This window comes from Mesorhizobium sp. RIZ17 (genome assembly GCF_051127865.1).
In the GTDB taxonomy this organism is placed as follows: domain Bacteria; phylum Pseudomonadota; class Alphaproteobacteria; order Rhizobiales; family Rhizobiaceae; genus Mesorhizobium; species Mesorhizobium humile.
Genome location: NZ_CP147861.1, coordinates 5,500,844 through 5,525,643, shown reverse-complemented (window position 1 = coordinate 5,525,643; position 24,800 = coordinate 5,500,844). Strand labels below are relative to the sequence as shown.

25 protein-coding genes are annotated in these 24,800 nt (G+C 63.5%); 8 read left to right on the top strand and 17 right to left on the bottom strand.

The features are described from left to right. The first annotated feature begins 27 nt into the window (after positions 1-27). Genes metG through WDX12_RS26905 form a run of 3 tightly spaced genes read left to right on the top strand, consistent with a single transcriptional unit; the run spans position 28 to position 3,191 of the window. On the top strand, positions 28-1,575 hold the full coding sequence (metG, locus tag WDX12_RS26915; RefSeq protein WP_434722622.1) for a methionine--tRNA ligase: 1,548 nt from the start codon (positions 28-30) through the stop codon (positions 1,573-1,575). After that, a complete protein-coding gene (locus tag WDX12_RS26910) occupies positions 1,575-2,369 on the top strand; it encodes a TatD family hydrolase (RefSeq protein ID WP_434722621.1) in 795 nt (264 codons plus the stop codon). The genes metG and WDX12_RS26910 overlap by 1 nt, the downstream gene beginning before the upstream one ends. Positions 2,370-2,372: 3 nt before the next feature. Beyond that, positions 2,373-3,191 carry an MBL fold metallo-hydrolase gene (locus WDX12_RS26905; RefSeq protein WP_434722620.1) on the top strand — a complete coding sequence of 273 codons (819 nt, stop codon included), beginning with the start codon at positions 2,373-2,375 and terminating at the stop codon, positions 3,189-3,191. A gap of 19 nt (positions 3,192-3,210) precedes the next feature. Here WDX12_RS26905 and WDX12_RS26900 read toward each other — a convergent pair whose 3' ends face one another. After that, entirely contained in the window at positions 3,211-3,603 is a 393-nt protein-coding gene (locus WDX12_RS26900; protein ID WP_320295599.1) for a Rid family hydrolase, read from the bottom strand. Between the two features lie 58 nt (positions 3,604-3,661). Then, positions 3,662-4,537: a LysR family transcriptional regulator gene (locus tag WDX12_RS26895; RefSeq protein WP_434722619.1), complete on the bottom strand. Its 876-nt coding sequence runs from the start codon at positions 4,535-4,537 to the stop codon at positions 3,662-3,664. A gap of 223 nt (positions 4,538-4,760) precedes the next feature. Between WDX12_RS26895 and WDX12_RS26890 the strand changes: the two genes are divergently transcribed. Continuing rightward, on the top strand, positions 4,761-5,678 hold the full coding sequence (locus WDX12_RS26890) for an NADP-dependent oxidoreductase (RefSeq protein WP_434725716.1): 918 nt from the start codon (positions 4,761-4,763) through the stop codon (positions 5,676-5,678). 37 nt (positions 5,679-5,715) lie between these two features. Here the strand turns inward: WDX12_RS26890 and WDX12_RS26885 are convergent, their stop codons facing one another. Then, positions 5,716-6,033: a hypothetical protein gene (locus tag WDX12_RS26885; RefSeq protein ID WP_434722618.1), complete on the bottom strand. Its 318-nt coding sequence runs from the start codon at positions 6,031-6,033 to the stop codon at positions 5,716-5,718. Between the two features lie 49 nt (positions 6,034-6,082). After that, positions 6,083-6,733, bottom strand: coding sequence for a lysozyme inhibitor LprI family protein (locus tag WDX12_RS26880; RefSeq protein WP_434722617.1), 651 nt, complete (start codon positions 6,731-6,733; stop codon positions 6,083-6,085). A gap of 16 nt (positions 6,734-6,749) precedes the next feature. Between WDX12_RS26880 and WDX12_RS26875 the strand changes: the two genes are divergently transcribed. Both WDX12_RS26875 and WDX12_RS26870 read left to right on the top strand, forming a co-directional pair. Next, complete coding sequence (locus WDX12_RS26875) at positions 6,750-7,661, top strand: agmatinase (protein ID WP_434722616.1); 912 nt, start codon at positions 6,750-6,752, stop codon at positions 7,659-7,661. 194 nt (positions 7,662-7,855) lie between these two features. Continuing rightward, positions 7,856-8,599 (top strand): outer membrane protein, encoded by a 744-nt coding sequence (locus WDX12_RS26870; protein WP_434722615.1) that lies wholly within the window; start codon positions 7,856-7,858, stop codon positions 8,597-8,599. 70 nt (positions 8,600-8,669) lie between these two features. Here the strand turns inward: WDX12_RS26870 and WDX12_RS26865 are convergent, their stop codons facing one another. The 5 genes from WDX12_RS26865 to WDX12_RS26845 form a co-directional block, all read right to left on the bottom strand. Then, positions 8,670-9,080: a hypothetical protein gene (locus WDX12_RS26865; RefSeq protein ID WP_434722614.1), complete on the bottom strand. Its 411-nt coding sequence runs from the start codon at positions 9,078-9,080 to the stop codon at positions 8,670-8,672. Positions 9,081-9,083: 3 nt separating this feature from the next. Next, entirely contained in the window at positions 9,084-9,959 is an 876-nt protein-coding gene (locus tag WDX12_RS26860) for an aldose 1-epimerase family protein (protein ID WP_434722613.1), read from the bottom strand. Positions 9,960-10,139: 180 nt separating this feature from the next. Beyond that, a complete protein-coding gene (locus WDX12_RS26855; RefSeq protein WP_434722612.1) occupies positions 10,140-10,856 on the bottom strand; it encodes a Bax inhibitor-1/YccA family protein in 717 nt (238 codons plus the stop codon). Between the two features lie 35 nt (positions 10,857-10,891). Then, positions 10,892-11,665, bottom strand: a complete 774-nt coding sequence (locus WDX12_RS26850; RefSeq protein ID WP_434722611.1) for an anti-sigma factor family protein — start codon at positions 11,663-11,665, stop codon at positions 10,892-10,894. Continuing rightward, positions 11,662-12,195 carry a sigma-70 family RNA polymerase sigma factor gene (locus tag WDX12_RS26845; RefSeq protein ID WP_434725715.1) on the bottom strand — a complete coding sequence of 178 codons (534 nt, stop codon included), beginning with the start codon at positions 12,193-12,195 and terminating at the stop codon, positions 11,662-11,664. Before WDX12_RS26845 ends, WDX12_RS26850 begins: the two co-directional genes overlap by 4 nt. Before the next feature lie 132 nt (positions 12,196-12,327). On the opposite strand from WDX12_RS26845, the gene WDX12_RS26840 reads away from it, so the two are divergent. Both WDX12_RS26840 and mazG read left to right on the top strand, forming a co-directional pair. After that, on the top strand, positions 12,328-13,512 hold the full coding sequence (locus WDX12_RS26840; RefSeq protein ID WP_320295588.1) for an amino acid aminotransferase: 1,185 nt from the start codon (positions 12,328-12,330) through the stop codon (positions 13,510-13,512). An 83-nt stretch (positions 13,513-13,595) separates the two neighbouring features. After that, a complete protein-coding gene (gene mazG / locus WDX12_RS26835; RefSeq protein WP_434722610.1) occupies positions 13,596-14,420 on the top strand; it encodes a nucleoside triphosphate pyrophosphohydrolase in 825 nt (274 codons plus the stop codon). Between the two features lie 8 nt (positions 14,421-14,428). Here the strand turns inward: mazG and hflX are convergent, their stop codons facing one another. From hflX to dusB, 8 genes are all read right to left on the bottom strand, one after another. Beyond that, positions 14,429-15,817 (bottom strand): GTPase HflX, encoded by a 1,389-nt coding sequence (gene hflX, locus WDX12_RS26830; RefSeq protein WP_434722609.1) that lies wholly within the window; start codon positions 15,815-15,817, stop codon positions 14,429-14,431. Beyond that, positions 15,818-16,063 carry an RNA chaperone Hfq gene (hfq, locus tag WDX12_RS26825; protein ID WP_006202172.1) on the bottom strand — a complete coding sequence of 82 codons (246 nt, stop codon included), beginning with the start codon at positions 16,061-16,063 and terminating at the stop codon, positions 15,818-15,820. It lies immediately after the preceding gene. Positions 16,064-16,205: 142 nt separating this feature from the next. Further along, the gene (locus tag WDX12_RS26820) at positions 16,206-17,069 is read right to left on the bottom strand and encodes a D-amino-acid transaminase (RefSeq protein ID WP_320295585.1); all 864 of its coding nucleotides are present in this window, start codon (positions 17,067-17,069) and stop codon (positions 16,206-16,208) included. A 137-nt stretch (positions 17,070-17,206) separates the two neighbouring features. Continuing rightward, positions 17,207-18,568: a sigma-54-dependent transcriptional regulator gene (locus WDX12_RS26815; RefSeq protein ID WP_320295584.1), complete on the bottom strand. Its 1,362-nt coding sequence runs from the start codon at positions 18,566-18,568 to the stop codon at positions 17,207-17,209. Then, positions 18,558-20,849: an ATP-binding protein gene (locus tag WDX12_RS26810; protein ID WP_434722608.1), complete on the bottom strand. Its 2,292-nt coding sequence runs from the start codon at positions 20,847-20,849 to the stop codon at positions 18,558-18,560. Before WDX12_RS26810 ends, WDX12_RS26815 begins: the two co-directional genes overlap by 11 nt. A gap of 234 nt (positions 20,850-21,083) precedes the next feature. Beyond that, a complete protein-coding gene (gene ntrC, locus WDX12_RS26805) occupies positions 21,084-22,544 on the bottom strand; it encodes a nitrogen regulation protein NR(I) (protein ID WP_224509941.1) in 1,461 nt (486 codons plus the stop codon). After that, on the bottom strand, positions 22,541-23,683 hold the full coding sequence (locus WDX12_RS26800) for a two-component system sensor histidine kinase NtrB (RefSeq protein ID WP_320295582.1): 1,143 nt from the start codon (positions 23,681-23,683) through the stop codon (positions 22,541-22,543). The genes ntrC and WDX12_RS26800 overlap by 4 nt, the downstream gene beginning before the upstream one ends. Continuing rightward, complete coding sequence (dusB, locus tag WDX12_RS26795) at positions 23,680-24,708, bottom strand: tRNA dihydrouridine synthase DusB (RefSeq protein WP_434722607.1); 1,029 nt, start codon at positions 24,706-24,708, stop codon at positions 23,680-23,682. The genes WDX12_RS26800 and dusB overlap by 4 nt, the downstream gene beginning before the upstream one ends. Positions 24,709-24,800 lie beyond the last annotated feature (92 nt).

Here is a 24,800-nt window from a genome sequence, read left to right as displayed (position 1 = left end):
ATTCAGACATTCATGGCGATTTCATCCATGGCACGCGAAAAATTCTACCTGACCACTCCGATCTTTTATCCGAATGGCAAGCCGCATATCGGCCATGCCTATACGGTTATTGCCAGCGACGCACTGGCCCGCTTCCAGCGGCTGGACGGCAAGGACGTGTTCTTTCTCACGGGCACTGACGAGCATGGTCTCAAGATGCAGCAGACGGCCGAGAAAGAAGGCATCACGCCCTTGGCGCTTGCCGACCGCAATTCGGCAATCTTCCGCTCGATGACCGAGACCCTCGGCGCCTCGAATGACGAATTCATCCGCACGACCGAGCCACGCCATTACGCATCCTGCCAGGCGATCTGGAAGGCGATGGCCGCGAATGGCGACATCTATCTGGATCGCTACAGCGGCTGGTACTCGGTGCGGCAGGAGGCCTATTTCGACGAGAGCGAAACCACGCTTGGCGAGGATGGCGTGCGCCGCGAGCCGCTTGGGTCGCCGGTCGAATGGAACGAGGAGGAAAGCTATTTCTTCCGGCTGTCTGCCTATCAGGACAAGTTGCTGGAGCTGTATGAAAGCCAGCCGGATTTCGTCGGCCCGGCGGAACGCCGCAACGAGGTGCTCAGCTTCGTCAAGTCCGGCCTGAAGGATCTGTCGATCTCACGAACCACCTTCAAGTGGGGCGTGCCGGTGCCCGGCGACGACAAGCATGTGATGTATGTGTGGGTCGATGCATTGACCAACTACATCACCGCCGCCGGCTATCCCGATACAAAGTCAGAGAAATGGAGCTTCTGGCCGGCCACGCATATCATCGGCAAGGACATCGTGCGCTTCCATGCCGTCTACTGGCCGGCCTTCCTGATGTCGGCGGGGATCGCCCTGCCGAAGCGCGTTTTTGCCCACGGCTTCCTGTTCAACCGCGGCGAGAAGATGTCGAAGTCGGTCGGCAATGTCGTCGACCCGTTCACCATGGTCGAACACTACGGTCTCGACCAGGTGCGCTATTTCTTCCTGCGCGAGGTGCCGTTCGGCCAGGATGGCAGTTATAGCCACGAAGCGATCGTCAACCGCACCAACGCGGATCTCGCCAACGGCCTCGGCAATCTGGCGCAGCGTTCGCTGTCGATGATCGCCAAGAACTGCGGCGGCAAGGTGCCGGCGCGTGGCGACCTCACCGAGGCCGACACGGCGATCCTCGACCAGGCCGTGGAAGCGCTTGCCGTCGCGCGCAGGGCAATGGCGGAGCAGGGCATCCACCTGGCGCTGGCGGCGATCTTTGGCGTGGTGTCGGAAGCGGATCGCTATTTCGCTTCGCAGGAGCCGTGGGCGCTGCGCAAGACCAATCCGGAGCGCATGGAAACCGTGCTATGGACGACGGCGGAGGTGGTGCGCCGGGTGACGGTGCTTTGCCAGCCCTTCGTTCCCGGGTCGGCTGCGAAACTGCTCGATCTGTTGGCCGTGCCTGCGGACAAGCGCAGTTTCGAGCATGTCCATGCCGACCATGCGCTGGTCCCTGGCACCGCCTTGCCGGCGCCTGAGGGCGTGTTTCCCCGTTACGTCGAGCAGGATGCCAAAGCCTGATGCTGGTCGACAGCCATTGCCATCTCGACTTTCCGGACTTCGCCGAGGAGCGGGCGGCTATCGTCGCCCGCGCCCTCGCCGCCGGAATCGGCCGTATGGTCACGATCTCGACGCGCGTGAAGCGCTTTCAGCAAATCCTTGAAATCGCTGAAGCTTTTAGCGAGGTTTATTGCTCGGTCGGCACCCATCCGCACAATGCCGCGGAAGAACTGGACGTCACCGCCGACGAGTTGGTGCGGCTTTCCGGCCATCCAAAGGTGGTGGCGATCGGCGAAGCCGGGCTGGATTACTATTACGACAAGGCGCCGCGCGATGCGCAGGCGCAAGGCTTTCGCACCCATATCGCCGCCGCGCGCCGGACCGGCCTGCCGCTGGTCATCCATTCGCGCGATGCCGACGACGACATGGCGTCGATCCTCGAGGACGAAACAGGGAAGGGCGCCTTCCCCTTCATTCTGCACTGTTTTTCGTCCGGACGCAGGTTGGCCGAAGTCGGCGTGGCGCTGGGCGGCTATGTCTCCTTTTCCGGCATCCTGACCTTCAAGAACTCGGCCGAGCTGCGCGCCATCGCCGCCGACGTCCCGCGCGAGAGGCTGTTGGTCGAGACCGACGCGCCCTACCTTGCGCCAATCCCGTATCGGGGAAAACGCAACGAACCGGCCTATGTGACGAACACGGCGAAGGTGCTGGCCGAGACCATTGGCGTCAGCGAGACCGAGATCGCCGATATCACCACCGGGAACTTCTTTCGGTTGTTCACCAAGATACCGCGTCCCGACATAGCGGCGGGCTGAGGCATGGGCGATCGGCTGCGCTTTACCGTTCTTGGCTGCGGCTCATCGCCCGGCACGCCACGCATCACCGGCGATTGGGGCAATTGCGATCCCAAGAATCCAAAGAACCGGCGCATGCGCACGGCCGCGCTGGTCGAGCGTATTGCCGGCAACGGCGCGCGCACCACGGTCGTCATCGACACCGGGCCGGATTTCCGCGAGCAGATGCTGTTGGCCTCCGTCAAGCGCATCGACGCGGTCGTCTACACGCATCCGCATGCCGACCATATCCACGGCATCGACGATCTGCGCGGCTATGTGCTTGAGCAACGCCATCGCATCGATGTCCATGCCGACGAGCCGACCATGCTGCGGTTGCGCCAGGCGTTCGGCTATTGCTTCGAGACGCCGCCGGGCAGTTCCTATCCGCCAATCGTCAAGCCGCATCTTATCGACCACGCCAGGCCGGTGGTGATCGAAGGCGAGGGGGGTCCCCTCACCCTTGAGCCGCTGCCGCAGATCCATGGCGACATCATTTCGCTGGGCTTTCGCGTCGGCGGGCTCGCCTATTGCCCTGACATCAGCGACTTTCCGGCCGCTACCGCGCAACGTTTGCACGGCCTCGACATGCTGGTCATCGACGCGTTGCAGTACAGCACGCATCCCAGCCATCTGTCGCTCGGCCAGGCGCTGGAGTGGATCGAAAGGCTGGCGCCCAGGAACGCTGTGCTGACGCACATGCACGTGCCGCTGGATTACGCCGTGGTGATGGCAGAAACGCCGGAGCATGTGGTACCGGCCTATGATGGCATGATGATCGAAATCGCTTACGAGCGAGATTGAGACGGTCGACGGAAAGCGGTCAGCCAGAGCGATGCGCCACGACCCTTAACTCGATCACCACGGAATCGGAGGCAAAACCCGCGACCTCAATCGCCGTCCATGCAGGGTAAGGTTCGCGCACGAATTGCGCCCATATCGACTTGAATTGCTCCAGATGATGGCGAAGCCCGACGTGATACGAAGTGACTTCGACAACGTCTCCGAACGTGAGCCCGCCTTCTTGGAGCACCATCTGCACCTGGATGAAAGCGTCCCATATCTGCTCGGAGGGGTCAGCTGACAGAGTGCCGTCCAACCGTATTCCATTGAACCCGGTGAGAAACACGAACCCACTGCACTCCAGTCCGGGCGACATTCTCCAGTCGCGATAGAGCGGTTCCATCCCTGATGGGATAATTGCCTTCTTTCCCATGTGCTTCCGCCACTTCCGGCCAATGCGTCAGTTCCATAATATATCTTATGCGACTTTCTCACGTCCACGCATGGTGCTCGATCAGCATGCGGAATTGCTGCAACGCCGATGCTGTTCCCGACCCCGAAATGGACTGGAATGCGACGGTGCGAGACAGCTCCAGCGTATCGACCGGACGTAGCGTCAGACCGCCCACGATTGCCGAGCGCTCAGGCAACATGCAGACACCTGCGCCCTCTGCCACAGCCTGTTGGATCAAATCCTCCCGTTCGGATCGGAGCCGCGGGATCATGACGATCGCGCGCTTATGCAGGTGGTTTTGCACGCGCGTGCGGAATTCGCATTGAAGCCGATCGAGGTACGGTTGCTCCGACAGGTCCGAAAGCGAAACCGAAGTCCGACTTGCCAGGCAGTACCCTTGTGCCATTGCCAGCAGCAGCCGCTCGCTGAACATTTCGACGGTGGCGATCTTTGTGTTTCCGAGGGTTGGGTCAGTGCAGAAGCAGCCATCGATCTGGCCGCTAAGAAGACGCTCCAGCCCCTCGTCGCGCGTGATCGGCTGGAGAATCAGTTCCAGCATTGGCATCTGTTGAAGCGCGTGCGAGACGAACCCGGTGATCAGCGCTGGCGCGATCGTGTTCACGATGCCCAGCGTCAAAGTCTCGCGGCGGCCGCGAACCCTGTTCAGCGATATCGCACGAATCCGCTGTTCGCTGTCCGCGATCGCAACGAATTCGGATCGGATGTCGCGGCCAAGCGTTGTCAGTCGACTGTCTTTCCCATCGCGATACACCAATGTTCCGCCCAGCTCTTGTTCGAGTCGCTGGATCGCGCGGGTGAGCGTGGGCTGGGAGACCCCGCTGCGCATGGCGGCTTCGGTGAAGTTGAGAGTGTCCGCCAGGTTCAGGAAATATCGAATCTGGTTGAGTTCCATTGTTCTGCCCTCGCCGCTCTCCCTGTGCCGCTTCCGAGCGAGCCAGCGCCATCGCGCGAAACAATTACCAACCGGCATGGAAACTATACATGCCGGCTATTGGCAATTTCTATCCGGTGCTGCGACAGTCGAAATCATCAATGAACGCAACCCGCATGCCATTCATACCGGCCAGCGGGCAGCATTTCCACCGAAGAGACAGACCAGAGAAAAGGCAATTCCGATGAAAGCAATCGTTGTCACGGAGCAGGCTTCGGGAACGGCCGGGATGAAACTGGTGGAGCGGCCCGAGCCGCAAGCCGCGATAAACGACGTCGTCGTTCAGGTTCATGCGGCGGGATTCGTCAACACCGAACTAGAGTGGCCTTCGACCTGGGCCGATCGGGCCTTCCGTGACCGGACGCCGTCGATCCTCGGCCACGAGCTGGCCGGTGTGATCACTGCCCTCGGCTATGGGACAACCGGGCTTTCGATCGGTCAGCGGGTATTCGGCCTGTCGGACTGGCATCGCGACGGCACACTCGCCGAGTATGTCGCCATGGAGGCACGCAACCTCGCGCCGCTGCCCGGCGATGTCGACTTCACGGTTGGCGCGAGCCTGCCGATCTCGGGCCTGACCGCGTGGCAGGGCCTGTTCCAGCATGGCCGTCTTCAGGCCGGGCAGAGCGTGCTTGCGCATGGCGCCGCCGGCGCCGTCGGTTCGGTCGTGACGCAACTTGCACGAGAGGCGGGAGCCTATGTCATCGGCACAGGCCGCGCCGCCGACCGCCAGAAGGCCCTCGACTTCGGGGCAAATGAATTCGTCGACCTCGGGAACGACAGCCTGGAAGACGTCGGCGGCGTCGATCTTGTGTTCGACGTCATCGGCGGCGATGTCCAGAAGCGGTCGGCAGCGCTGATCCGCGCCGGAGGAATGCTTGTGACTGCCGTCGGACCGACGGATATTCGACCTGCCGACGGCCTGACGATCGACTTCGTCGTCGAGGCTGATCGCGCCCAGCTTTCGGAGATAGTTCAGCGGATCAGGGACGGAAGATTGTGGACCAACATTGGCAAGGTCTCGTCCCTGGAAGATGCAATCGCTACCTTCAATTCGACTGAGCGACGGGCCGGAAAGACGGTCATCCGCGTTCGCTCGTGAGAAGTCGGGAGGACCGATGGTATTCACAGTCCTCGCGTTAGTAATAGTCGAGAAGTCCGCTGAAGGCAGCTGCGACCGCGACGAGATGGGCAAGGCCAAGCGCCAGCCATCGGATGCTGCCGCCGGGGGCAACGAATGCGCCATAGGCAGGAAACTGTATCAGGGCCAGCCCCACGGAGAGGCCGGTGACGGTTTTGTCGGTCAAGAGTGTCACCAGCATGGGTACCGGATAGAGCGCGCGCGCCAACACCCAGTCGCCGTGCCCTGATCCGGCGGAGAAGAGCGCCAGCAGCAGGGCGACAGGCGTTGCGCACAGGCCGAAAATGAGCCCTGCCCGCCATGAGAATTTTGGCATCATACCTCCGGAAACGATAATAGCCTTCGACACCTCTCGCTCGGCCCGATTACTGCAGATCCGACAGCTCGTCATCGAGGATGAGCGCCTGCCGGGCCGTCGCGTCAAGCGCGCAGCTGACGATGATGTTGCCCTGACGATCGCTGTTGACGGTTTCGGCGGACCCTTCCGCCGCGCACCGCGCATCGCGGTAGGCGATCCAGGCGCGCTGCATCTTGCGATAGCCTTCACGCGCCTTGGGCGCGGCCTTGGCCATCAGCGCCGCATAGGTGGTGTTGAGACGATCCTCCCACACACTGACCTCGCGGTTGGCGCAATCGATCAGTCCCAGTTGCGACCGGCCGTCATCGCTCTCGAAGGAGCACAGCTCTGTCACGTAGTTAATGCATGAGGCAGGCTCGTGCCCGGCGAGCTTGATCGCGTTGTCGATATGGATGGCCGGCGTCGGCGTATCGTTCACCCCAGGGACATCGCCGGGAAAATCGGCGACATATTTCAGGCATTCGGCAAGCGCCGCCTTGTCCGAAGCGTGCAGTTTCTCATCGGCCACCGCCGGCGATAGGGTGGCAAGAAGCAACCAGCACCCCGCAAGCATCAGAACACTCTTCATCGCCGCACCCCATCTTGTCGCCGAGACGAGAATTGTCGCAAAACTCCGGGCTAAAGCAACTACCCTGCCCGTCGCGCTGCGGCGCAACAACAAAGGCATCCAGAAAATGACCGCCTCGCCTTCCTTTCTCGATCTTCCGGATCAACTCAGTGACGGGCATTTGCCCAGGGCGGTGATCTTCGGAGCCAATCACTGCAGCGCCTATCCCGGCGAGCACAGTGGTGGCGATGTCTCGGCAGCCGACGCCATCCGCGGGGCGAGCCAGGAGGATGCCCCGCTGGTCGAGCATTGGGATTTCGATCTAGGCGGTCCGCTGTTCGCCGGCCGGCCGGTCTGCTGCGTCGATGTTGGCAACGTCGCGACCGCCATCAATGACAATGCCGGCAACAGGAGCCGGATCGAGGCAAAGACGCGGGAGGTGCTGTCCATGCCGGCCGTACCGATCCTGCTTGGCAGCGACTGTTCGGCCACCATCCCTTTCCTCGCCGGCTTTGCCGATCACAGGCCGGTCTGGGTTCTGCAGATCGACGCCCATATCGACTGGCGCGACGAGGTGCGTGGCGAACGCTACGGCTATTCGAGCCCGATGCGCCGGGCGAGTGAGATGCCGCATGTCGCCGGCATGGTGCAGGTCGGCCTGCGCAGCGTCGGCAGCGCGCGTCTCGCGGACATCGAAGCGGCGCGGCGCTTCGGCAGCCGCTTCGTCACGGCCCGCGAGGTTCATGCCCACGGCGTCGAAGCCGCTTTGCGCCACATTCCGGAAGGCGCGCATGTCGTCGTCACCCTCGACTGCGATAGTCTCGATCCCTCGATCATGCCGGGCGTGGCCGCCCGCACGCCTGGCGGTCTCACCTACACGCAGGCGATCGACCTGATCGTGGGCCTCGGCAAGCGAGCCAGGATCGCAGGGTTCGACCTCGTCGAACTCTATCCTCCCTCCGACATCGACAACCTGTCGGCGCTGACCGCGGCGCGGCTTCTCGTCAATGTGATAGGCGCAATCGCGCGGCAAATGTAGAAGCTCGGCTACTTCTTAATTTTTGCGCCGAGTCGAGACGCGTCCCACCTATTATATTAGTGAGTACTGTTGTACCAAGTGTTATGTGCATCGTGCGGATTTTGTAGGCAGTGCGGCTAAATCGTCACACTTTATTTCGAATATTCGACTATGGTTACGTCACCGATGGGATTTGGGTGGATCGGAGGAATTCAGTGAAGAGACTTGTTGCACTTGCCGCGCTGGCCGGACTTAGCGTGACCGCCGCTTCGGCCGCGGATATGGCTGGCCCGGTTGCCGGATCGGCCTATGACTGGAGCGGCTTCTATGCCGGCGCGCATATCGGCGTCGCCAATGGCGACATAACGGCCACCGATGTCACGCAGCCGAGTGGCGGCTTCTTTACCGATTCGGTTCCCGCCGGGACCGAAGGCTTCCATTTCAGCAACGCCAATATCGCCGGCGGCGTGCATGTCGGCGCCCAGTATCAGTGGGACCAGTTCGTCGTGGGCGGTGAAGCCTCATGGACCGCGACGGGGATCAGGAAGACGATCGTCAGCCCGTACTTCCCCGACAGCGATACCGAGACCGGGCGAATCCAGCACTACGCTACGGTGGTAGGCCGGATCGGCTATGCCTTCGACCGCGTCTTGATCTATGCCAAGGGCGGTTACGCCGGCGGTGAAGTCGGCTTCAAGGCGCGCGACAACGATGTCCTTGTCACTTACGAACAGAACGACTGGCACAACGGCTATGCGATCGGCGCGGGCATCGATTACGCTCTCACCGACAAGCTCAGCTTAGGTGTGGATTACACGCATATCGACCTCGGCTCCAAGACCAGCACTGGTCCCAATGTGTTTGACAACGGTTCGCTTGGAAGCAATCCGGAGACATACAAGGTCAAGGCCCGAGCCGACGTTGTCATGGCGCGGCTGAGCTACAAGTTCTCCAACTGAGCAATCGACGGGCACGATCTGGATTGGCCCGGCCTTGCGCCGGGCTTTCCTTTTGGCGGCAGACAGATGGCTAGAAGAAGCCTTCGAGAAACGCCGCCGTCGCGCCCGAGATGCCGACGATCTTGTTGGTCGCCTGGCGGTAGAATTTGAAGTTGAGCTCGGTCTCGGGCCGGCCGTCCTGCCAATCCTTGAAGCGCTTGAGCTCATCGCGGCCCAGACGCCTCGTTGCCAGCGCGGTGCGACGGATGACAACGCTGACGCGCGGTGTCTGCCGTTCGAGATCGGGACGTCTTGGAGTGGCCTCCGAGGAGGCAACCACGCCCCGCGCGACAAGCCCCTGCCCGCCTTCATTCTCGCTGGCGAACAGGTAGACGACGTCGGCTTCGGCGATGCGTTTGCCGCCATACATGGTCTTCTGGGCGGTGAAGACGAAGGTTTCCGCCTGTGGGTCCCTGATTTCGGCCTTGATGGCGTATGCCATGCCTCACGGCTCCCGGCGGAGACCGATCCGGTAGCTCAGCAGGCGCCGGGCGCCCGGCTCGATCCGCATGACACCCGGCTTGTCGGCGAACTCGCCGTCGAAGTCGACGGGGCTGGCGATGCCGTGCCAGGGCTCGATGCACAGGAACGGCGCGCCGCCGGGCTTGGACCAGATACCCAGCTCGTTGAACCCCCGCCACGACATCTCGATCGCCGGCCCGCGCCCGGCAGTATAGCGCACGCTGGTGCTTGCTGGCCTGTCGAGGATGACGGCGTCGTCGTCGAACAGTTTTTCGGAGAGAGGGAGCGTCTTTCCCGCCATGGGCGTCGGTTGCGGGTTCGGCAGCAGCAGGCCGTCCTTCAGGCGGCGGACCGGCGCCGGCTCATCGTCGGCGAAGGTCAACCAATAGGCCTCCTTGGGCAGTTCCGGCAGCAGTGGCCAGTTGAACGCCGGATGCGCGCCGATCGAGGCCGGCAGCGGCTCGTCGCCGGTGTTGGTTATCTCGAAGGTGACGCCAAGCTGCCGGGGTTTCAGCTCGTAGCCGATGGCCAGGCGAAAGGCGAAGGGGTAGTGCGTTCGCGTCTCGGTGTCATCCGTCAGCACCAATGTGCAGGAGGTCGTGCCCTGCTCCGTCCAGGCAAAGCGCCTGTCCCGGGCAAAGCCGTGCTGCGTCATCGGATAGGTCTGGCCGCGATGCCGCAGCTGATCGCCCTTCACCCGGCCGACGATCGGGAACAGGACCGGGGAATGACGGCGCCAGACAGGGCCTGCCTGCCACAGAAGCTCGGTGCCGTCGCCATCGCGCAGCGAGACCAGCTCGGCCCCCTGCCCGACGATGGTCGCCGAGATGCCGTCAGCGTGAAGCGTCAGCTGTTCCATTGCGTCCTCGCGGCTGGCCGGTTTGGACGACAGGCTAGCAAAAGGCCGCGTGAACTCAAGGGCGGCAAGCATACCGCGCGTCGCCTTGGCCGGTGGACGCTCTGATGCAGAGTCGAAAAACGGCCGGAGGTTTCCCTCCGGCCGAGCCGAGGTCAGCAGCGTTGCCTGCTACGGTCCGGCTTATTCGCGCTCGCCAGTGAAATTCAAAAGCAGATGGAAGATGTTGATGAAGTTCAGATAGAGCGAGAAGGCGCCGAAGACGGCGAGCTTCTGCTGCGATTCCGCGTCGAAGTTCTCGGCGTACTGCTCCTTGATCGTCTGCGTGTCCCAGGCGGTGAGGCCGATGAAGACGGCAATGCCGATCACCGAGATGGCGAACTGCAGCGCGGTCGAGCCGAGGAACAGGTTGACCAGGCTGGCGATGACCACGCCGATCAGGCCCATGATCAGGAAGGACGAGAACTGCGTCAGGTCGCGCCTGGTCGTATAGCCGTAGAGGCTGGTGGCGCCGAACATCGTGGCGGCGATGAAGAAGGTGCGCGCGATGCTGGTCGAGGTGAAGACCAGGAAGACGGAGGCAAGCGACAGGCCCATCACGGCGCAGAAAGCCCAGAACATTGCCTGCGCGCCCGAGGCCGACATGGTCTGCATCCTGAACGAGAAGAGCATGACGAAGGCGAGCGGCGCCAGCATCACCACCCACTTCAGCGGGCTGGAGAAGATCGGCACATAGAGCGCCGGCGTCGAAGCCACGAAGAAGGCGACGAGGCCGGTGACGACGAGACCGAGGCCCATATAGTTGTAGACGCGCAGCATATGCTTGCGCAGGCCCTCGTCATAGACGGCTCCGGCCTGGACGCCGGTGCCCATTCGGTATCCCAGATTGGGGCTGTTCATTTGGTTCTCCTTGGTTCTCGGTAGTGGGTCTGTTTTCAATAGAGAGTTCTGGCTAGCTTTTCGGCGGCACGGTCGAGGCTGCCGGCGTCGCCGCGCCCGACCACCGCATAGGCGACCTCGCCGATCTGGAAATAGGCGGTTGAGATGTCGTCGGCGGGCGCGACAGTCGGCTTCACGACATCGAACGTGCCCGGCCTGATGGCGAACAGCGAGACGAGGCCAAGGTCCTTGGTCTGGATCGCCATCTCGACGCTCGGCCCGAATTGCGAGGGGTAGACCTGGACGTCGCGGATCTTCCAGTCGCCGGGCAGCGACGGCATGACGATCGCCGTGGCGGCGCGGATCTCGTCGGCATCGTAGCCCGGCGCCTCCTGCTGCGACGGCATCGTCTCGCGCACCAAAGTCGTCCGGTGCGCCCTGACCGCATCCTCGACATAGGCCGGTGGCTGCGTCGAGGCGACCACCTTGGTGACAGTGATCGGCCCGAAAATGCCGTTGGCCAGCCAGCCCGCCGCGACCAGCACGGCCGCGGCCGCTGCCCGCTGCAGCACGGCGAGGATACGCCCCCTGGCAAGCGCCCTTTCCAGTCGCCGCGCCGCTTCGGTCGTGGCCGGACGCGCCCTGCCGACCGGTCCGGCAAGCGCGACGCGCAACTCGTCGCGCGTCCTCAGGTCGGACATTACACGCGCGGCCACTTCCGGGCGCGCGGCGAGGTGCGCCTCGACCTCTATGCGGCGGGCGACATCCAGCTGATCGTCGACATAGGCGTCGAGGTCGGCATCGGTTACGGGGTCGACAATGGCGGTCATTGATCGTCTCCCACGATCCTGAGATGAGGCTTGGCTTTCGGCGCCGCGCCCTCTTCCATTTCACGCAGCGCGGCACGCCCGCGGCCGATGCGCGACATCAAGGTTCCGAGCGGCACGCCGATGGCTTCGGCGGCCTGCTGATAGGACAGCCCTTCGATCGCGACGAGGTGCAGGGCCGAGCGTTGTTCTTCGGGGAGCGAAAGAAATGCTTCCCGGACCTGCGACAGGCGCACCGAATGATCCTGCGAGGCCGGCACGCTCTGGTCGGCGACGTGGCCGGCCTGTTCGATGCGCGCCGCCTCGGAGCGGCGCGAGCGCATGCGGTCGATGAAGATGTTGTGCACGATCGCCAGCAGCCAGGCGCGCAGATTGCCTCCCGAGCGAAAGGTCGCGCGCCGCTCATAGGCGCGCACCAGCGCGTCATGGACGAGATCCTCGGCCTCGGTGCTGTCGCGCGTCAGCGAGCGCGCATAGCGCCGCAGCGATCCCAACTGCCCGACAATATCGAAGCGTGCCATCGACCGTTTCATGTCCTGTTTACGGAGCATGTAGGGAATTTAATCCCCTGCCCGGCATTCTTTTCGTGTCGCCGTCTCCGAGGAAACCGCTGGCGCGGCGGGATCGATTTGCGTATCACTCCGCCGCCATTGGAGTCCTTTTCGATGTTCGAGACCCTGCAGCCCGCGCCCGCCGACAAGATCCTTGCCCTGATCGGCCTCTACCGCAGCGATCCACGGCCGGGCAAAGTCGACCTAGGGGTCGGCGTCTACAAGGACATCAACGGCAGGACGCCGGTGATGCGCGCCGTGCGCGAGGCCGAGAAGCGGCTGCTGGCCAGCCAGGACACCAAGACCTATCTCGGCCTTGCCGGCGATACCAGCTTCAACACCGCCATGATCAATCTCGCCTTTGGCGAAAAGGCCGACCATTCGCGCATCCGGGCGGCGCAGGCACCGGGCGGATCGGGCGCGCTCAGGCTGGTGGCCGAGCTTCTGCAGCGCACGCGTCCCGGCGCGACTGTCTGGCTGTCCGATCCGACCTGGCCGAACCACCTGCCGGTGATGCGCGCCGCCGGTTTGCAGGTCCGCGACTATCCCTATTTCGATGCCGCTTCGGGCACCGTCCGCTTCGACGAGATGCTGGCGACGCTCAGGAGCGCCAACAGCGGCGATGTCGTGTTGCTGCATGGCTGCTGCCACAACCCGACCGGCGCCAATCTCGATGCCGCTCAGTGGGCCAAGGTCGCCGACGTTCTCCTGGAGCGCGGCCTGCTGCCCTTTGTCGACATTGCCTATCAGGGTTTTGGCGAAGGCCTGGACGCCGACGCCGCCGGCCTGCGGCTGCTGGCCGGCAAAGTTCCGGAAATGGTCGTCGCCTCGAGTTGCTCGAAGAATTTCGCCGTCTATCGCGACCGCGTGGGCGCCGCGATGATCATGGCCAAGGACGGCCCGCAGGCGGATGTGGCGATGAGCCAGATGCTGGCGGCGGCGCGCGCGCTCTATTCGATGCCGCCTGATCACGGCGCGGCGGCGGTGCGCATGGTGCTTGAAGATGCCGGCCTGAAGAAGGATTGGGAGACGGAGCTCGAGGAGATGCGATTGCGCATGCTCAGGCTGCGCGTCACTTTCGCCGAGGCTTTGCGCCGGCAGTCCAACTCCGATCGCTTCGACTTCGTCGCCAGCCATCGCGGCATGTTTTCAAGGCTTGGGCTGACCGAGGCGCAGGTCGAGCGCCTGCGCACCGAGCACGCCGTCTATATGGTCGGCGACAGCCGCATCAACGTGGCCGGTCTGCCGGAGGATGGCATGGACGATCTCGCCAAGGCGATCGTCTCGGTGCTCGACTAGAGCCCGCGCGCAACTGTGGACAATAGGCTTTTGCCGGCCGGCGGGATTGGTAGCCCGCCGTGCTGCGCGCTAGGGTTCGCAAGATGAAACCCTCGAAAGACATTTCCCGGCTGATCGAGATCATGGCGGCGCTCAGGGCGCCGAAAACCGGCTGCCCCTGGGATATCGAGCAGAATTTCTCGACCATCGCGCCCTATACGATCGAGGAAGCCTATGAGGTGGCCGACGCGATCGCGCGCGGCGATTTCGACGATCTGCGCGAGGAGCTGGGCGATCTGCTGCTGCAGGTCGTCTACCATGCGCAGATGGCCGAGGAGATCGGCGAATTCGCTTTCGGCGATGTCGTCGAGGCCATCACCACCAAGATGATCCGACGCCATCCGCATGTCTTCGGGGACGAGAAAGCGCGCAGCGCCGGCATGGCCAAGGGCATGTGGGAGAAGATCAAGGCCGCCGAAAAAGCCAAGAAGCGCGCTGCCCGCATCGCGCGTGGGCTCGATCCGGAAGATCACGGCAAAGGTTTTCTCGACAGCGTGCCGGTGGCGCTCCCTGCCCTGACCCGCGCGCTCAAGCTGCAGGAGAAAGCCGCGCGCGTCGGCTTCGACTGGAGCGAGGCAGCCCCGATCCTCGACAAGATCGAGGAGGAGATCGGCGAATTGCGCGAGGCACTGGCCACCGGTGACGCGGCTCCGATCAAGGACGAGTTCGGCGACATGCTGTTTGCCGTGGTCAATCTGGGACGCCATCTCAAGCTGGATTCCGAAGCGGCGCTCAGCGGCACCAACGACAAATTCCGCTCGCGATTCCACTATGTCGAGCAGGCCCTGGAGGCTTCGGGCGGTTCGCTGGAAGAGGCGACGCTCGACGAGATGGAAGCGCTCTGGCAGCAGGCCAAAAGCGCCAAATAAACAGCCTCTTAGCCGCCGCTCTTGCGGTGCAGGCGGCTCTCGATCTCCTGCCTGGCGCTGTGTGTGGCGGTCAGCGAAAGGGTGACGCTGCCGTCCTCATTGTCGGTGCGCGAAACGACGTCGCCGTTGCGGTAGAGCCAGTCGACCTGGCCGAGCTGAGCCGGGCTCAAGGTCACCGTCATCGTTTCCAGCTCGCCCGACACACGCGTCTCGATGAGCGCTTTCAGCGTGTCCAGTCCTTCGCCGGTCACCGCCGAAATGGCGATCGGTGGCGTCCTGCCGCTCGCCCCTTCGGCCAGCAGCCGTTCGCGGTTGCCCTCATCGAGCAGGTCGATCTTGTTCCAGACCTCGATCACGCGGTTCGCGTCGGCGGCGTCGACGCCGAGATCGGCAAGGATGCGTTCGACATCCTCGGCCTGGGCGGCCGTGTCCGGATCGGAGATGTCGCGCAGATGCAGCACCAGATCGGCTTCGACGACTTCTTCCAGCGTTGCCCGGAAGGCCGCCACCAGATGCGTCGGGAGGTCGGAGATGAAACCCACCGTATCCGACAGGATGACCGGCGTGCCGTGCGGCAGCCGAACGCGCCGCAACGTGGGGTCGAGGGTGGCGAACAGCATGTCCTCGGCCAGCACCCCTGCCCCGGTCAGCCGGTTGAACAGCGTCGACTTGCCGGCATTGGTGTAGCCGACGATCGCCACCACCGGGAATGGCACCTTCTTGCGCTTTGCGCGATGCAGGTCACGCGTGCGCCGCACGGTTTCCAGCTCGTGCTTCAGCTTGGTGATCTTGTCCTGCAGGATGCGACGGTCGGATTCGATCTGGGTTTCGCCCGGACCGCCGAGGAAGCCGGCGCCGCCGCGCTGCCGCTCAAGGTGGGTCCAGCTCCGCACCAGGCGGCCCTTCTGGTAGTTGAGATGGGCGAGCTCAACCTGCAGCGTGCCTTCCTTGGTGCGGGCCCGCTCGCCGAATATCTCGAGAATGAGCCCGGTGCGGTCGAGCACCTTGGCGTTCAGTTCCTTTTCGAGATTGCGCTGTTGCACCGGCGTCAGCGGATGGTCGACGATGACCAGCTCCGCCTTGCGTTCCTTCACGATATCCGCGAACTCGGCCACCTTGCCGCTGCCGAGCAGCGTCGCCGGGCGCGGGTCGGCGACCGTCACCACCGCCGTGTGAACCGGATTGAGATCGATGGCGCTGGCAAGCCCGACCGCCTCGTCGTGGCGGGCATCCGCCGAACGGCTCAGCCGCGGACGGCTCGACTCGTCGTCGCCGCGCGGTTGGCGGGTGAGCACCGGCACAATAACGACAGCCCGGGTCGGATCCTTGGATTCCGGCCCGAGTTGATGTCCTTGTTTTCCGCGAACGCTGCGGTCCGCGTCCTTATCGCGTGCCAATCAGGCGCCCTGGCTTTCCTCGCCATCGAACATCTGAACCGGCTGGCTCGGCATGATCGTGGAAATGGCGTGCTTGTAGACGAGCTGGGAGTGCCCGTCGCGCCGCAACAACACACAAAAATTGTCGAACGAAGTGACGACGCCGGTCAGCTTCACGCCGTTGATGAGGAAGATGGTAAGTGGATTTTTGCTCTTGCGAACTGAATTCAGGAACAGGTCCTGAAGGTTTTGCGATCGTTCCGCCATTTTTCTTGTCTTTCGCCGATCCCCTTGGTTTGCGTGCCAATGCGCCAAATTACGCAGCACCTGTCAAGCGCGCAAACCCCCTCTTGCCGACACAATGGCAAGCAGAATGAGATAGTTGAGGTTAATTCCAGTTGTGCGGTTATCAGGCTGGACTTTTTTCCGCAACGTCAAAAAATGCCTGCCGCAACGAAAGTGTCATGGAACCGGGATGGCCATTTGCGATCGGCGCGCCGTCAATTTCGACCACCGGCATGGCGATTGTCGTCGCCGAGCTGATGAACGCTTCCCTGGCGGCCTTGGCTTCGGCGACCGAGAAACCGCGCTCCTCGATCTTGAGGCCAAGCTTTGCGGCGACATCGAACAGCGTCGTGCGGGTGATGCCGCGCAGGATGCCGTGCTCGGCGGGTCGGGTCACAAGGACGCCGTCCCGGGTGACGATCCATGCGTTGGACGAGCCACCTTCCTTGACGTTGCCGTCGGTGTCGACGAACCAGGCTTCCTGGGCGCCGGCCTCCTTGGCCTTCTGCTTGGCGAGCACATTGGGCAACAGGCCCGTGCTCTTGATATCGACGCGGTCCCAGCGATTCTCGGGGACGGTGACGACCTTGATGCCGGTCTCCACCCGCTTCGCCCCCGCGGTCGGATCGGCCTTTCTGGCGGTTATGACCAGGGCAGGTCTCGTGCCCGCGGGCGGAAACACGAACTCGCGGCTGGCAACGCCGCGCGTCACCTGCACATAGACAAGGCCGTTGACCACGCCATTGCGGTTGACCACCTCGCGCAAAAGCATCGGCAGGACACCCTCGGAGACCGGCCAGGCGATCGACAGTTCCTTCAGCGAGCGCTTGAGCCGGGCAAGATGGCGCGGCATGTCGACGATATGGCCGCGCGCCACCTCGCAGACCTCGTAGACGCCGTCGGCGAACTGGTAGCCGCGGTCCTCGATATGGACGCTGGCTTGGGCATGAACGACATAGCGCCCGTTGACATAGGCAATGCGCGGCATGGGCATCCTCAGGGAAATGTCCGGCTTTCTTAGGCGATTCCGCCCCTGCCGTAATGAACAATCTCGTGGGCCAAGTCGGTCTAGAGAGTTTACGCAATTCCGGACGGAAAACCGCTGCGCACTTTTCCTGGAATTGCTTACACACCGAGCGACTTCAGCTTGCGATGCAAGGCGGAGCGCTCCATGCCGATGAACTCGGCCGTCTTCGAGATGTTGCCGCCGAAGCGGTTGATCTGGGCGATCAGATAGTCCTTCTCGAATTGCTCGCGGGCCTCGCGCAGCGGCAGCGCCATGATGTGCTGGTCCGACTGGTTGGGTGTGCGTGGCATCACGTCGCCGATCTCGGAGGGTAGAAGATCGGCGGTGATCGGCGCATCTGCCTCTTCGCCGCGCGCCAGGATCATCAATCGCTCGACATTGTTGCGCAACTGACGAACGTTGCCCGGCCAGTTGTGCGCCTGCAGCACGGCCAGCGCATCGTCGCCGATGCGGCGCGGCTTGATGCCGGCCTGGCGCGCGATCTGCTTCATGAAATTGTCGACGAGGTAGGGAATGTCCTCGCGGCGCTCGGCGAGCCCCGGCACCATGACCGGAACCACCGCCAGGCGATGGTAAAGGTCCTCGCGGAACCGGCCGTCGGCGATCATCGCCTCGAGATTCTGCGAGGTCGAAGAGATGATGCGGACATCGACCTTGACGCGCTTGGTGCCGCCTACCCGCTCGAATTGCTGCTCGACCAGCACGCGCAGGATCTTGTTCTGCGTTTCGCGCGGCATATCGGCGACTTCGTCGATGTAGAGGATGCCGCGATGCGCCTCTTCCAGCGCGCCGACCTTGCGTTCGGTGCCGTTCGATTCGGTGCCGAACAGCTCGATCTCCATGCGCTCAGGCGTGATGGTGGCCGCGCTCAGCGTGACGAACGGGCCGGCCTTGCGCGACGATAATGTGTGGATGGCGCGCGCCGTCAGTTCCTTGCCGGAGCCTGAGGGACCGACGATCATGACGCGGCTGTTGGTGGGCGCGACGCGCTCGATGGTCTGCCGCAACTGGCTCATCGCCGACGACATGCCGATCAGATCGAAGGTCTCGCCGCTGCGCTGCTTGAGGTCGGAAACCTCGCGCCGCAGCTTGGAGGTTTCCAGCGCGCGCTCGGCGACCAGGATGAGGCGATCGGCCTTGAACGGCTTCTCGATGAAGTCGTAAGCGCCGCGCCGGATGGCCGACACCGCCGTCTCGATGTTGCCGTGGCCGGAAATCATCACCACCGGCATGTTCGGATGCATGGTCTTGATTTCGTCGAGGAGCGCCAGTCCGTCGAGGCGCGAGCCCTGCAGCCAGATGTCGAGGAAAATCAATCGCGGCGCGCGATCGGCGATTGCCGCAAGCGCGCTGTCGGCGTCATGCGCCGTGCGGGTTTCATGACCCTCGTCGCTCAGGATACCGGCGACAAGTTCGCGGATGTCTTCCTCGTCATCGACGATGAGAATGTCAGACGCCATTACCGACCTTTTCAGTTTCTCGTTCGTGTTCGCTTCGACCTTCACCGCGTGGCGGCGCGGCTACGATCGTTGCCGGGGGCAGGATGATCGAGATCATCGCGCCCCGGCCACCATGGAAATCCGCTGGCGCGTCATGCAATTCGAGACGGCCGCCATGGTCCTCCACGATCTTCTTGACGATAGCGAGGCCAAGCCCGGTGCCCTTCTCGCGTGTCGTCATATAGGGCTCGAGAAGCCTTTGGCGATTCTCGCGCGGCAGCCCCTTGCCGTTGTCGATAACGTCGATTCGTATGGCGCCATCTTGGCGCCCGGCGTGAATCCGGATTGTGCCGTCCGAACGGTGTTGCGCATCAAGTCCGTCGATCGCCTCGGCGGCGTTCTTGATGACGTTGCCGAAGGCCTGCGCCATCAGCCGGCTGTCGAAAGTGCCTTTCAACGGCTCGCTGCCGAAATCGCGCTCGAAGGCGATGTCGGAGCGGCTGACCTCGACCAGGAAGGACGCCTCGCGCAGCGATTCACGCAGGTCTATCGTCTTCATCTCGGGCTTCGGCATGCGGGCAAAGGCCGAGAATTCGTCGACCATGCGGCCGATGTCCTCGACCTGGCGGATGATGGTGTCGGTGCACTGGTCGAAGACCTCGCGGTCCTCGGTGATGACCTTGCCGTAGCGGCGCCTGATGCGCTCGGCCGAAAGCTGGATCGGCGTCAGCGGGTTCTTGATCTCATGCGCGATGCGCCGCGCTACGTCCGCCCAGGCCGACGAACGCTGCGCCTGGACGAGATCGGTGATGTCGTCGACGGTGACCACGTAGGATTTCTCTTCCTCGCCGTCGTCGCCGGCCTCGACCGTGACTTGCACATTGAAGGTGCGCTCCAGGCCGGTGCGGAAGAAGGTCACCTGCTCGCGATAGACCGGCTTGCCGGACTGCCGCCCGATCTCGAAGACGCGGCCGACAAGCGGCAGGACCGCCGAAAGGTTCTGGCCGAGCGTTGCGTTTGCCGAAATCGCCAGCATGGTCTCGGCCGAGCGGTTGACGATGGTGATGATGCCGTAGGGGTCGACGCCGATGACGCCGGCGGTGACGCCCTCCAGCACCGCCTCGGAGAAGCGACGCCGCTCGTCAATCAGATCCTTGGCCGACACCAGCTCGTTGCGTTGCGATTTGAGCTCGAGGATCATGTTGTTGAAGGTCTCGCCGAGCGAGGCGACGTCGCCATCGGACTGGCGCACGGGAACGGCAACGTCGAGATTGCCGGTCGCCACTTCGTCGGCCGCGCCGATCAGCTGACGGATCGGCCGCACGATCCGGTCGGCGACTGCGATGCCGGTCCAGATCGCCGAGAGCGTGATGATCAGCGTGAGCGACAGATAAGGCAGCGCGAAGGCCACCTGCGAGGTTCGGCGGTTGTCCTCGAGATTGCGGTATTCGTCGGTGTTGGACCTGACGATCTGGCGCGCCTTGATCACGTCGGGATCGACCAGCCGGATGGTATAGAGGTAAAGCCCTTCGATCTCGCGCAGCTTGATGATGGCGCCCATGATATTGCGGGTGCGCGGTTCTATCAGCACCGGCTTGCCGTCGGCCGCGGTGTCGACAGCACCCGAGGGCGGCTCGGGCATGGGAAAATCGGCGTCGGTCTTGGCGTTCATGACGAACGAGCCGTCCGGCTTGATCAGGGCCGCATGCGCCAGTCCGCGCCCGACGGCTTCCTTGTTCAACAGATCGAGGAAACCGGCTCGGTCGAGACCGTAAAGCGTGCGCGAGGCATCGAGATCGTATGCCATCGACAATGTCGTGCCCTGCAGGTTGCGCGCGTTCTCCTGCACATAGGCGTCGGCAATCGACAGCGACGAGTTGACGATCGTCTTGGTGCGGAGTTCGAACCAGCGGTCGAGGCCGATATCGAGCGTGATCGAGGCGATGATCGCCACCATGATGGCCGGAATGGCGGCAACCAGCGCGAACATCGCGACGATGCGCACATGCAGCCGCGAGGCGGCCCTGCCGTGGCGCCGCGCCAGGACGATCCGGCGCACCTCGCGGGCGATCAAGGCGATGAGGAACAGCACAAAGACGGCATTGGCCGCGATCAAGGCCCACGTCGTGTCCGCGGTCGGCGCGATCGGCGTTGCGCCGACCAGGATCGCGAACGAGATGGCCGCCGTTATCATCGCTCCGGCAATCGCGACCACGCCTGGCAACGCCAGCAACCGTCGCCCTTCACGCGTGCCAGTCTGGTTGAAAAGCGGTTGGTTCAGGGTCGGAGCCTCAGCTGCCATGTCGCGGTACAGAGTCGGTCATCGCGTCGGATGTATGCAACGCATTGTGGCGATTATGCAACAAGTGTGGCCGGGAAGATAATCTTTCCCAGACAAAATTCGCCGAAGGACGAGGTGACGCTAGAGCATGATGCCGAAAAGTGTGAAGCGGTTTTCGGACGACATCATGCTCTATCTCTTTGATTTAGAGCCGGATTCAGATTTCAGGTCGATTCGACCTGAAATCATCCGGCTCTAGGGCTGCCTGGCCGATTTGTAGACGTTGACGCCGAGTTCGCGGATCTTCTTGCGCAGCGTGTTGCGGTTGAGCCCCAAAAGCTCCGCCGCCTTGATCTGATTGCCGCGCGTCGCCGTCATCGAAGCCAACACCAGCGGATACTCGACCTCGGCAAGAATACGCTGGTAAAGCCCGGCCGGCGGCAATTCGCCGGCGAAGGAGGCGAAATAACGCTGCAGGAAATGCTCGACCGCCTGGCCGATCGACAGATCGTCGGGGATGAGCGCGCCACCGTCGGGCACGACCGGCCTTTCGCCGGTTTTCAGTTCCGATTCGATGATCTCCGATGAAATCTCGTCTTGCGAATAGAGGGCGGCCAGCCGGCGCACCAGATTTTCAAGCTCGCGCACGTTGCCCGGCCAGGGATAGCGTTTCATGAGCTCGATGCCGCCGGACGATATGCGCTTGGTCTGCAGGCCCTCGCTGGCGCCCTGCTTGAAGAAATGCCGCACCAGGTCGGGAATGTCCTCGGAACGCTCGCGCAGTGCCGGCAACCGCAGCGGCACGACATTGAGGCGGTAGAATAAGTCCTCGCGGAAGAGACCCTGATTGATCAGCGTGCGCAGGTCCTTGTTGGTGGCCGCGACGATGCGGACGTCGGTCTTGATCGGCGTGCGGCCGCCGACCGTGGTGTATTCGCCCTGCTGCAGCACGCGCAGCAGCCGGGTCTGCGCTTCCATCGGCATGTCGCCGATCTCGTCGAGGAACAGCGTGCCGCCCTCGGCCTGCTCGAAACGGCCGCTGGAGCGGTTCTGGGCGCCCGTGAAGGCGCCCTTCTCATGGCCGAACAGTTCTGATTCGATGAGGTCGCGCGGAATCGCCGCCATGTTGATGGCCACGAACGGACCGCCGCGACGGCGGCCGTATTCGTGAAGCGCGCGCGCCACCAGCTCCTTGCCGGTGCCGGACTCGCCGCTGATCATGACCGTGAGGTCGGTCTGCATCATGCGCGCCAGCATGCGGTAGATGTCCTGCATGGCGGCCGACCGGCCGACCAGCGGCATCGTCTCGGGCTGGTCTTCCGCGCGGGCATCGAGCTTCGGCCGCTTCGGCTCGGCGAGCGCCCGGTTGACGATGTTGAGCAGCTCGGTCAGGTCGAACGGCTTCGGCAGATATTCATAGGCGCCGGTCTCGGAGGCGCGGATGGCGGTCATGAAGGTGTTCTGGGCGCTCATGACGATGACGGGCAGTTCGGGCCGCGCCTTCTTGATGCGCGGCAGCATGTCGAAGGCGTTCTCGTCGGGCATCACCACGTCGGTGATGACGAGGTCGCCCTCGCCCGCCGCCACCCAACGCCACAGCGTCGAGGCATTCGAGGTGACGCGCACCTCGTGGCCAACCCGCGACAGCGCCTGGTTGAGCACGGTGCGGATGGCCGCATCGTCGTCGGCGACCAGAATATTGCCGCGAGCGCTCATGTGCGGTCTCCTTCAGCTTCGTCGCCAACGCCGGGCGCGGCTTCCTTCCAGGCTGGAAGCAGGATGCGAAACGTCGTCCCGCGCGGTGTCGAATCGCATTCGATGATGCCGCCATGCTCGCCGACGATCTTGGCGACCAGCGCCAGGCCAAGTCCGGAGCCGTTCGGCTTGGTGGTGATGAATGGATCGAACAGGATCGGCAGGATGTCTTCGGACACGCCGGGCCCGTTGTCGTGTACGCAGAATTCCAGCGGCAGCGAGACACGGTCCTGCGTCCCAGGCACCGAGACGCGGATGCCGGGGCGGAAGGCCGTCGACAGCATGATCTCGCCCTGCGGGTCGGCGCCGATCGCCTCGGCGGCGTTCTTCACCAGGTTGAGGAAGACCTGGATCAGTTGGTCGCGGTTGGCGAAGACCGGAGGCAATGATGGATCATACTCCTCCAAGATCTTGATCCGCCTTGCAAAACCGTTCTTGGCAATCGCCTTCACATGATCGAGCACGACGTGGATGTTGACCGGATAGCGCTCGATCGGCCGCTCATCCGAGAACACCTCCATCCTGTCGACAAGCGAGACGATGCGGTCGGTCTCGTCGGTGATCAGGCGGGTCAGCGCGCGGTCCTCGTCGGAGGCGGAAAGCTCGAGCAGCTGAGCGGCGCCGCGGATGCCGGAGAGCGGGTTCTTGATCTCATGCGCGAGCATCGCGGCAAGGCCGGTGACGGAGCGCGCGGCACCGCGATGCGTCATCTGACGGTCGATCTTGTCGGCCATCGACCGCTCCTGGAACATGACGACGATGGAGCCTGGAAACTCCGGCACCGGCGCGACATAGAGATCGACCATCTTTTCGATACCAAGCCGCGGCGACGACACGTCGACGCGGTATTCGTTGACCGGCGCGCGGCGCTCGCGTACCTGGTCGACCAGCGTCAGCAACGGGCTGCCGAACGGCACCAGCTTGGAGAGCGTGTTGCGGGCGAGCATGGTCGCGCTGGAGCGGAAGAAGTCCTCGGCATCGGCATTGGCGAACGTGATGAAGCCGTCGGGGTCGACCATGATGACCGGGCGGCGAATGGTGTTGAGCACGATATTGGCGGCATCCGCCATACCAGCCGGCTGTGGGACGTCTGCCTTCATGCCGCGCTCCGCAGGCTGGTCGATTGCGCGCGGTCGACGAGCACGCGGCGCAGCTCGGCGGCGACGTCGCCCGGCTCGAAGGACGTGAGAATGCGTTTGCGCTGTTCGGCGGACGCATCGGGAGCATGGCGGTCGAGATACCAGCCGAGATGCTTGCGCGCCTGGCGCAAGCCGCTTTCGATACCGTAGAGCGAGAGCATGTCCTCGTAATGCGAGACGACGTAGTCGGCGAGCGCCTGCGGCGTTCTCGGAACAGCTTGCGCGCTTGCACCGGCGGCGGCTGTGGCAATGCCGCCGGCGGTCCACGGCGCGCCATAATGCGCACGGCCGATCATCACTGCGTCGGCGCCGGACTGTTCGAGGATTGTCGCCGCCTCTTCGGCCGAGCCGACATCGCCATTGGCCACCACCGGGATCGAGACGGCTTCCTTGACGCGCGCGATGGCGCGCCAGTCGGCCCTGCCCTGATAGAACTGGCAGCGCGTGCGGCCATGCACGGTCACCATCCTGACGCCGGCCTGTTCGGCGCGGCGCGCAAGCATCGGCGCATTGAGCGCGCTTTCGTCCCAGCCAAGCCGCATCTTGACCGTCACCGGCACCGACACGGCGCCGACCACCGCCTCGATCAGCGAAAGCGCATGGTCGAGGTCGCGCATCAGCGCCGAGCCGGCATAGCCGCCGGTCACCTTCTTCGCGGGGCAGCCCATGTTGATGTCGATGATATCGGCGCCCTCGCCCGCCGCTATGCGCGCGCCCTCGCCCATGTGGACGGCCTCGCGGCCGGCGAGCTGAACCATATGCACCGGCAGGCCGGAATGGCGGATGCGCAGGTCGCAGCCGGCCCTGCCCTTGGCCAGTTCGCCGCTTGCCACCATTTCCGAAACGACCAGCCCCGCGCCATGCGCGTGGGCGCGTTGCCGGAACGGCTCGTCGGTGATGCCAGACATCGGCGCCAGGAAAACGCGATTGCGGATTCTCACGCCGCCGACATCGAGTGGCGATGCCAATGTGGTCAGTTCAGCCATGCACAAAAACCAAGCATGTTCGATCGTTGCACATTCTCTAGCCAGAAGTGTGGCATTGTGCAACGCGCAATGACGTCACATTAAGGCGCATT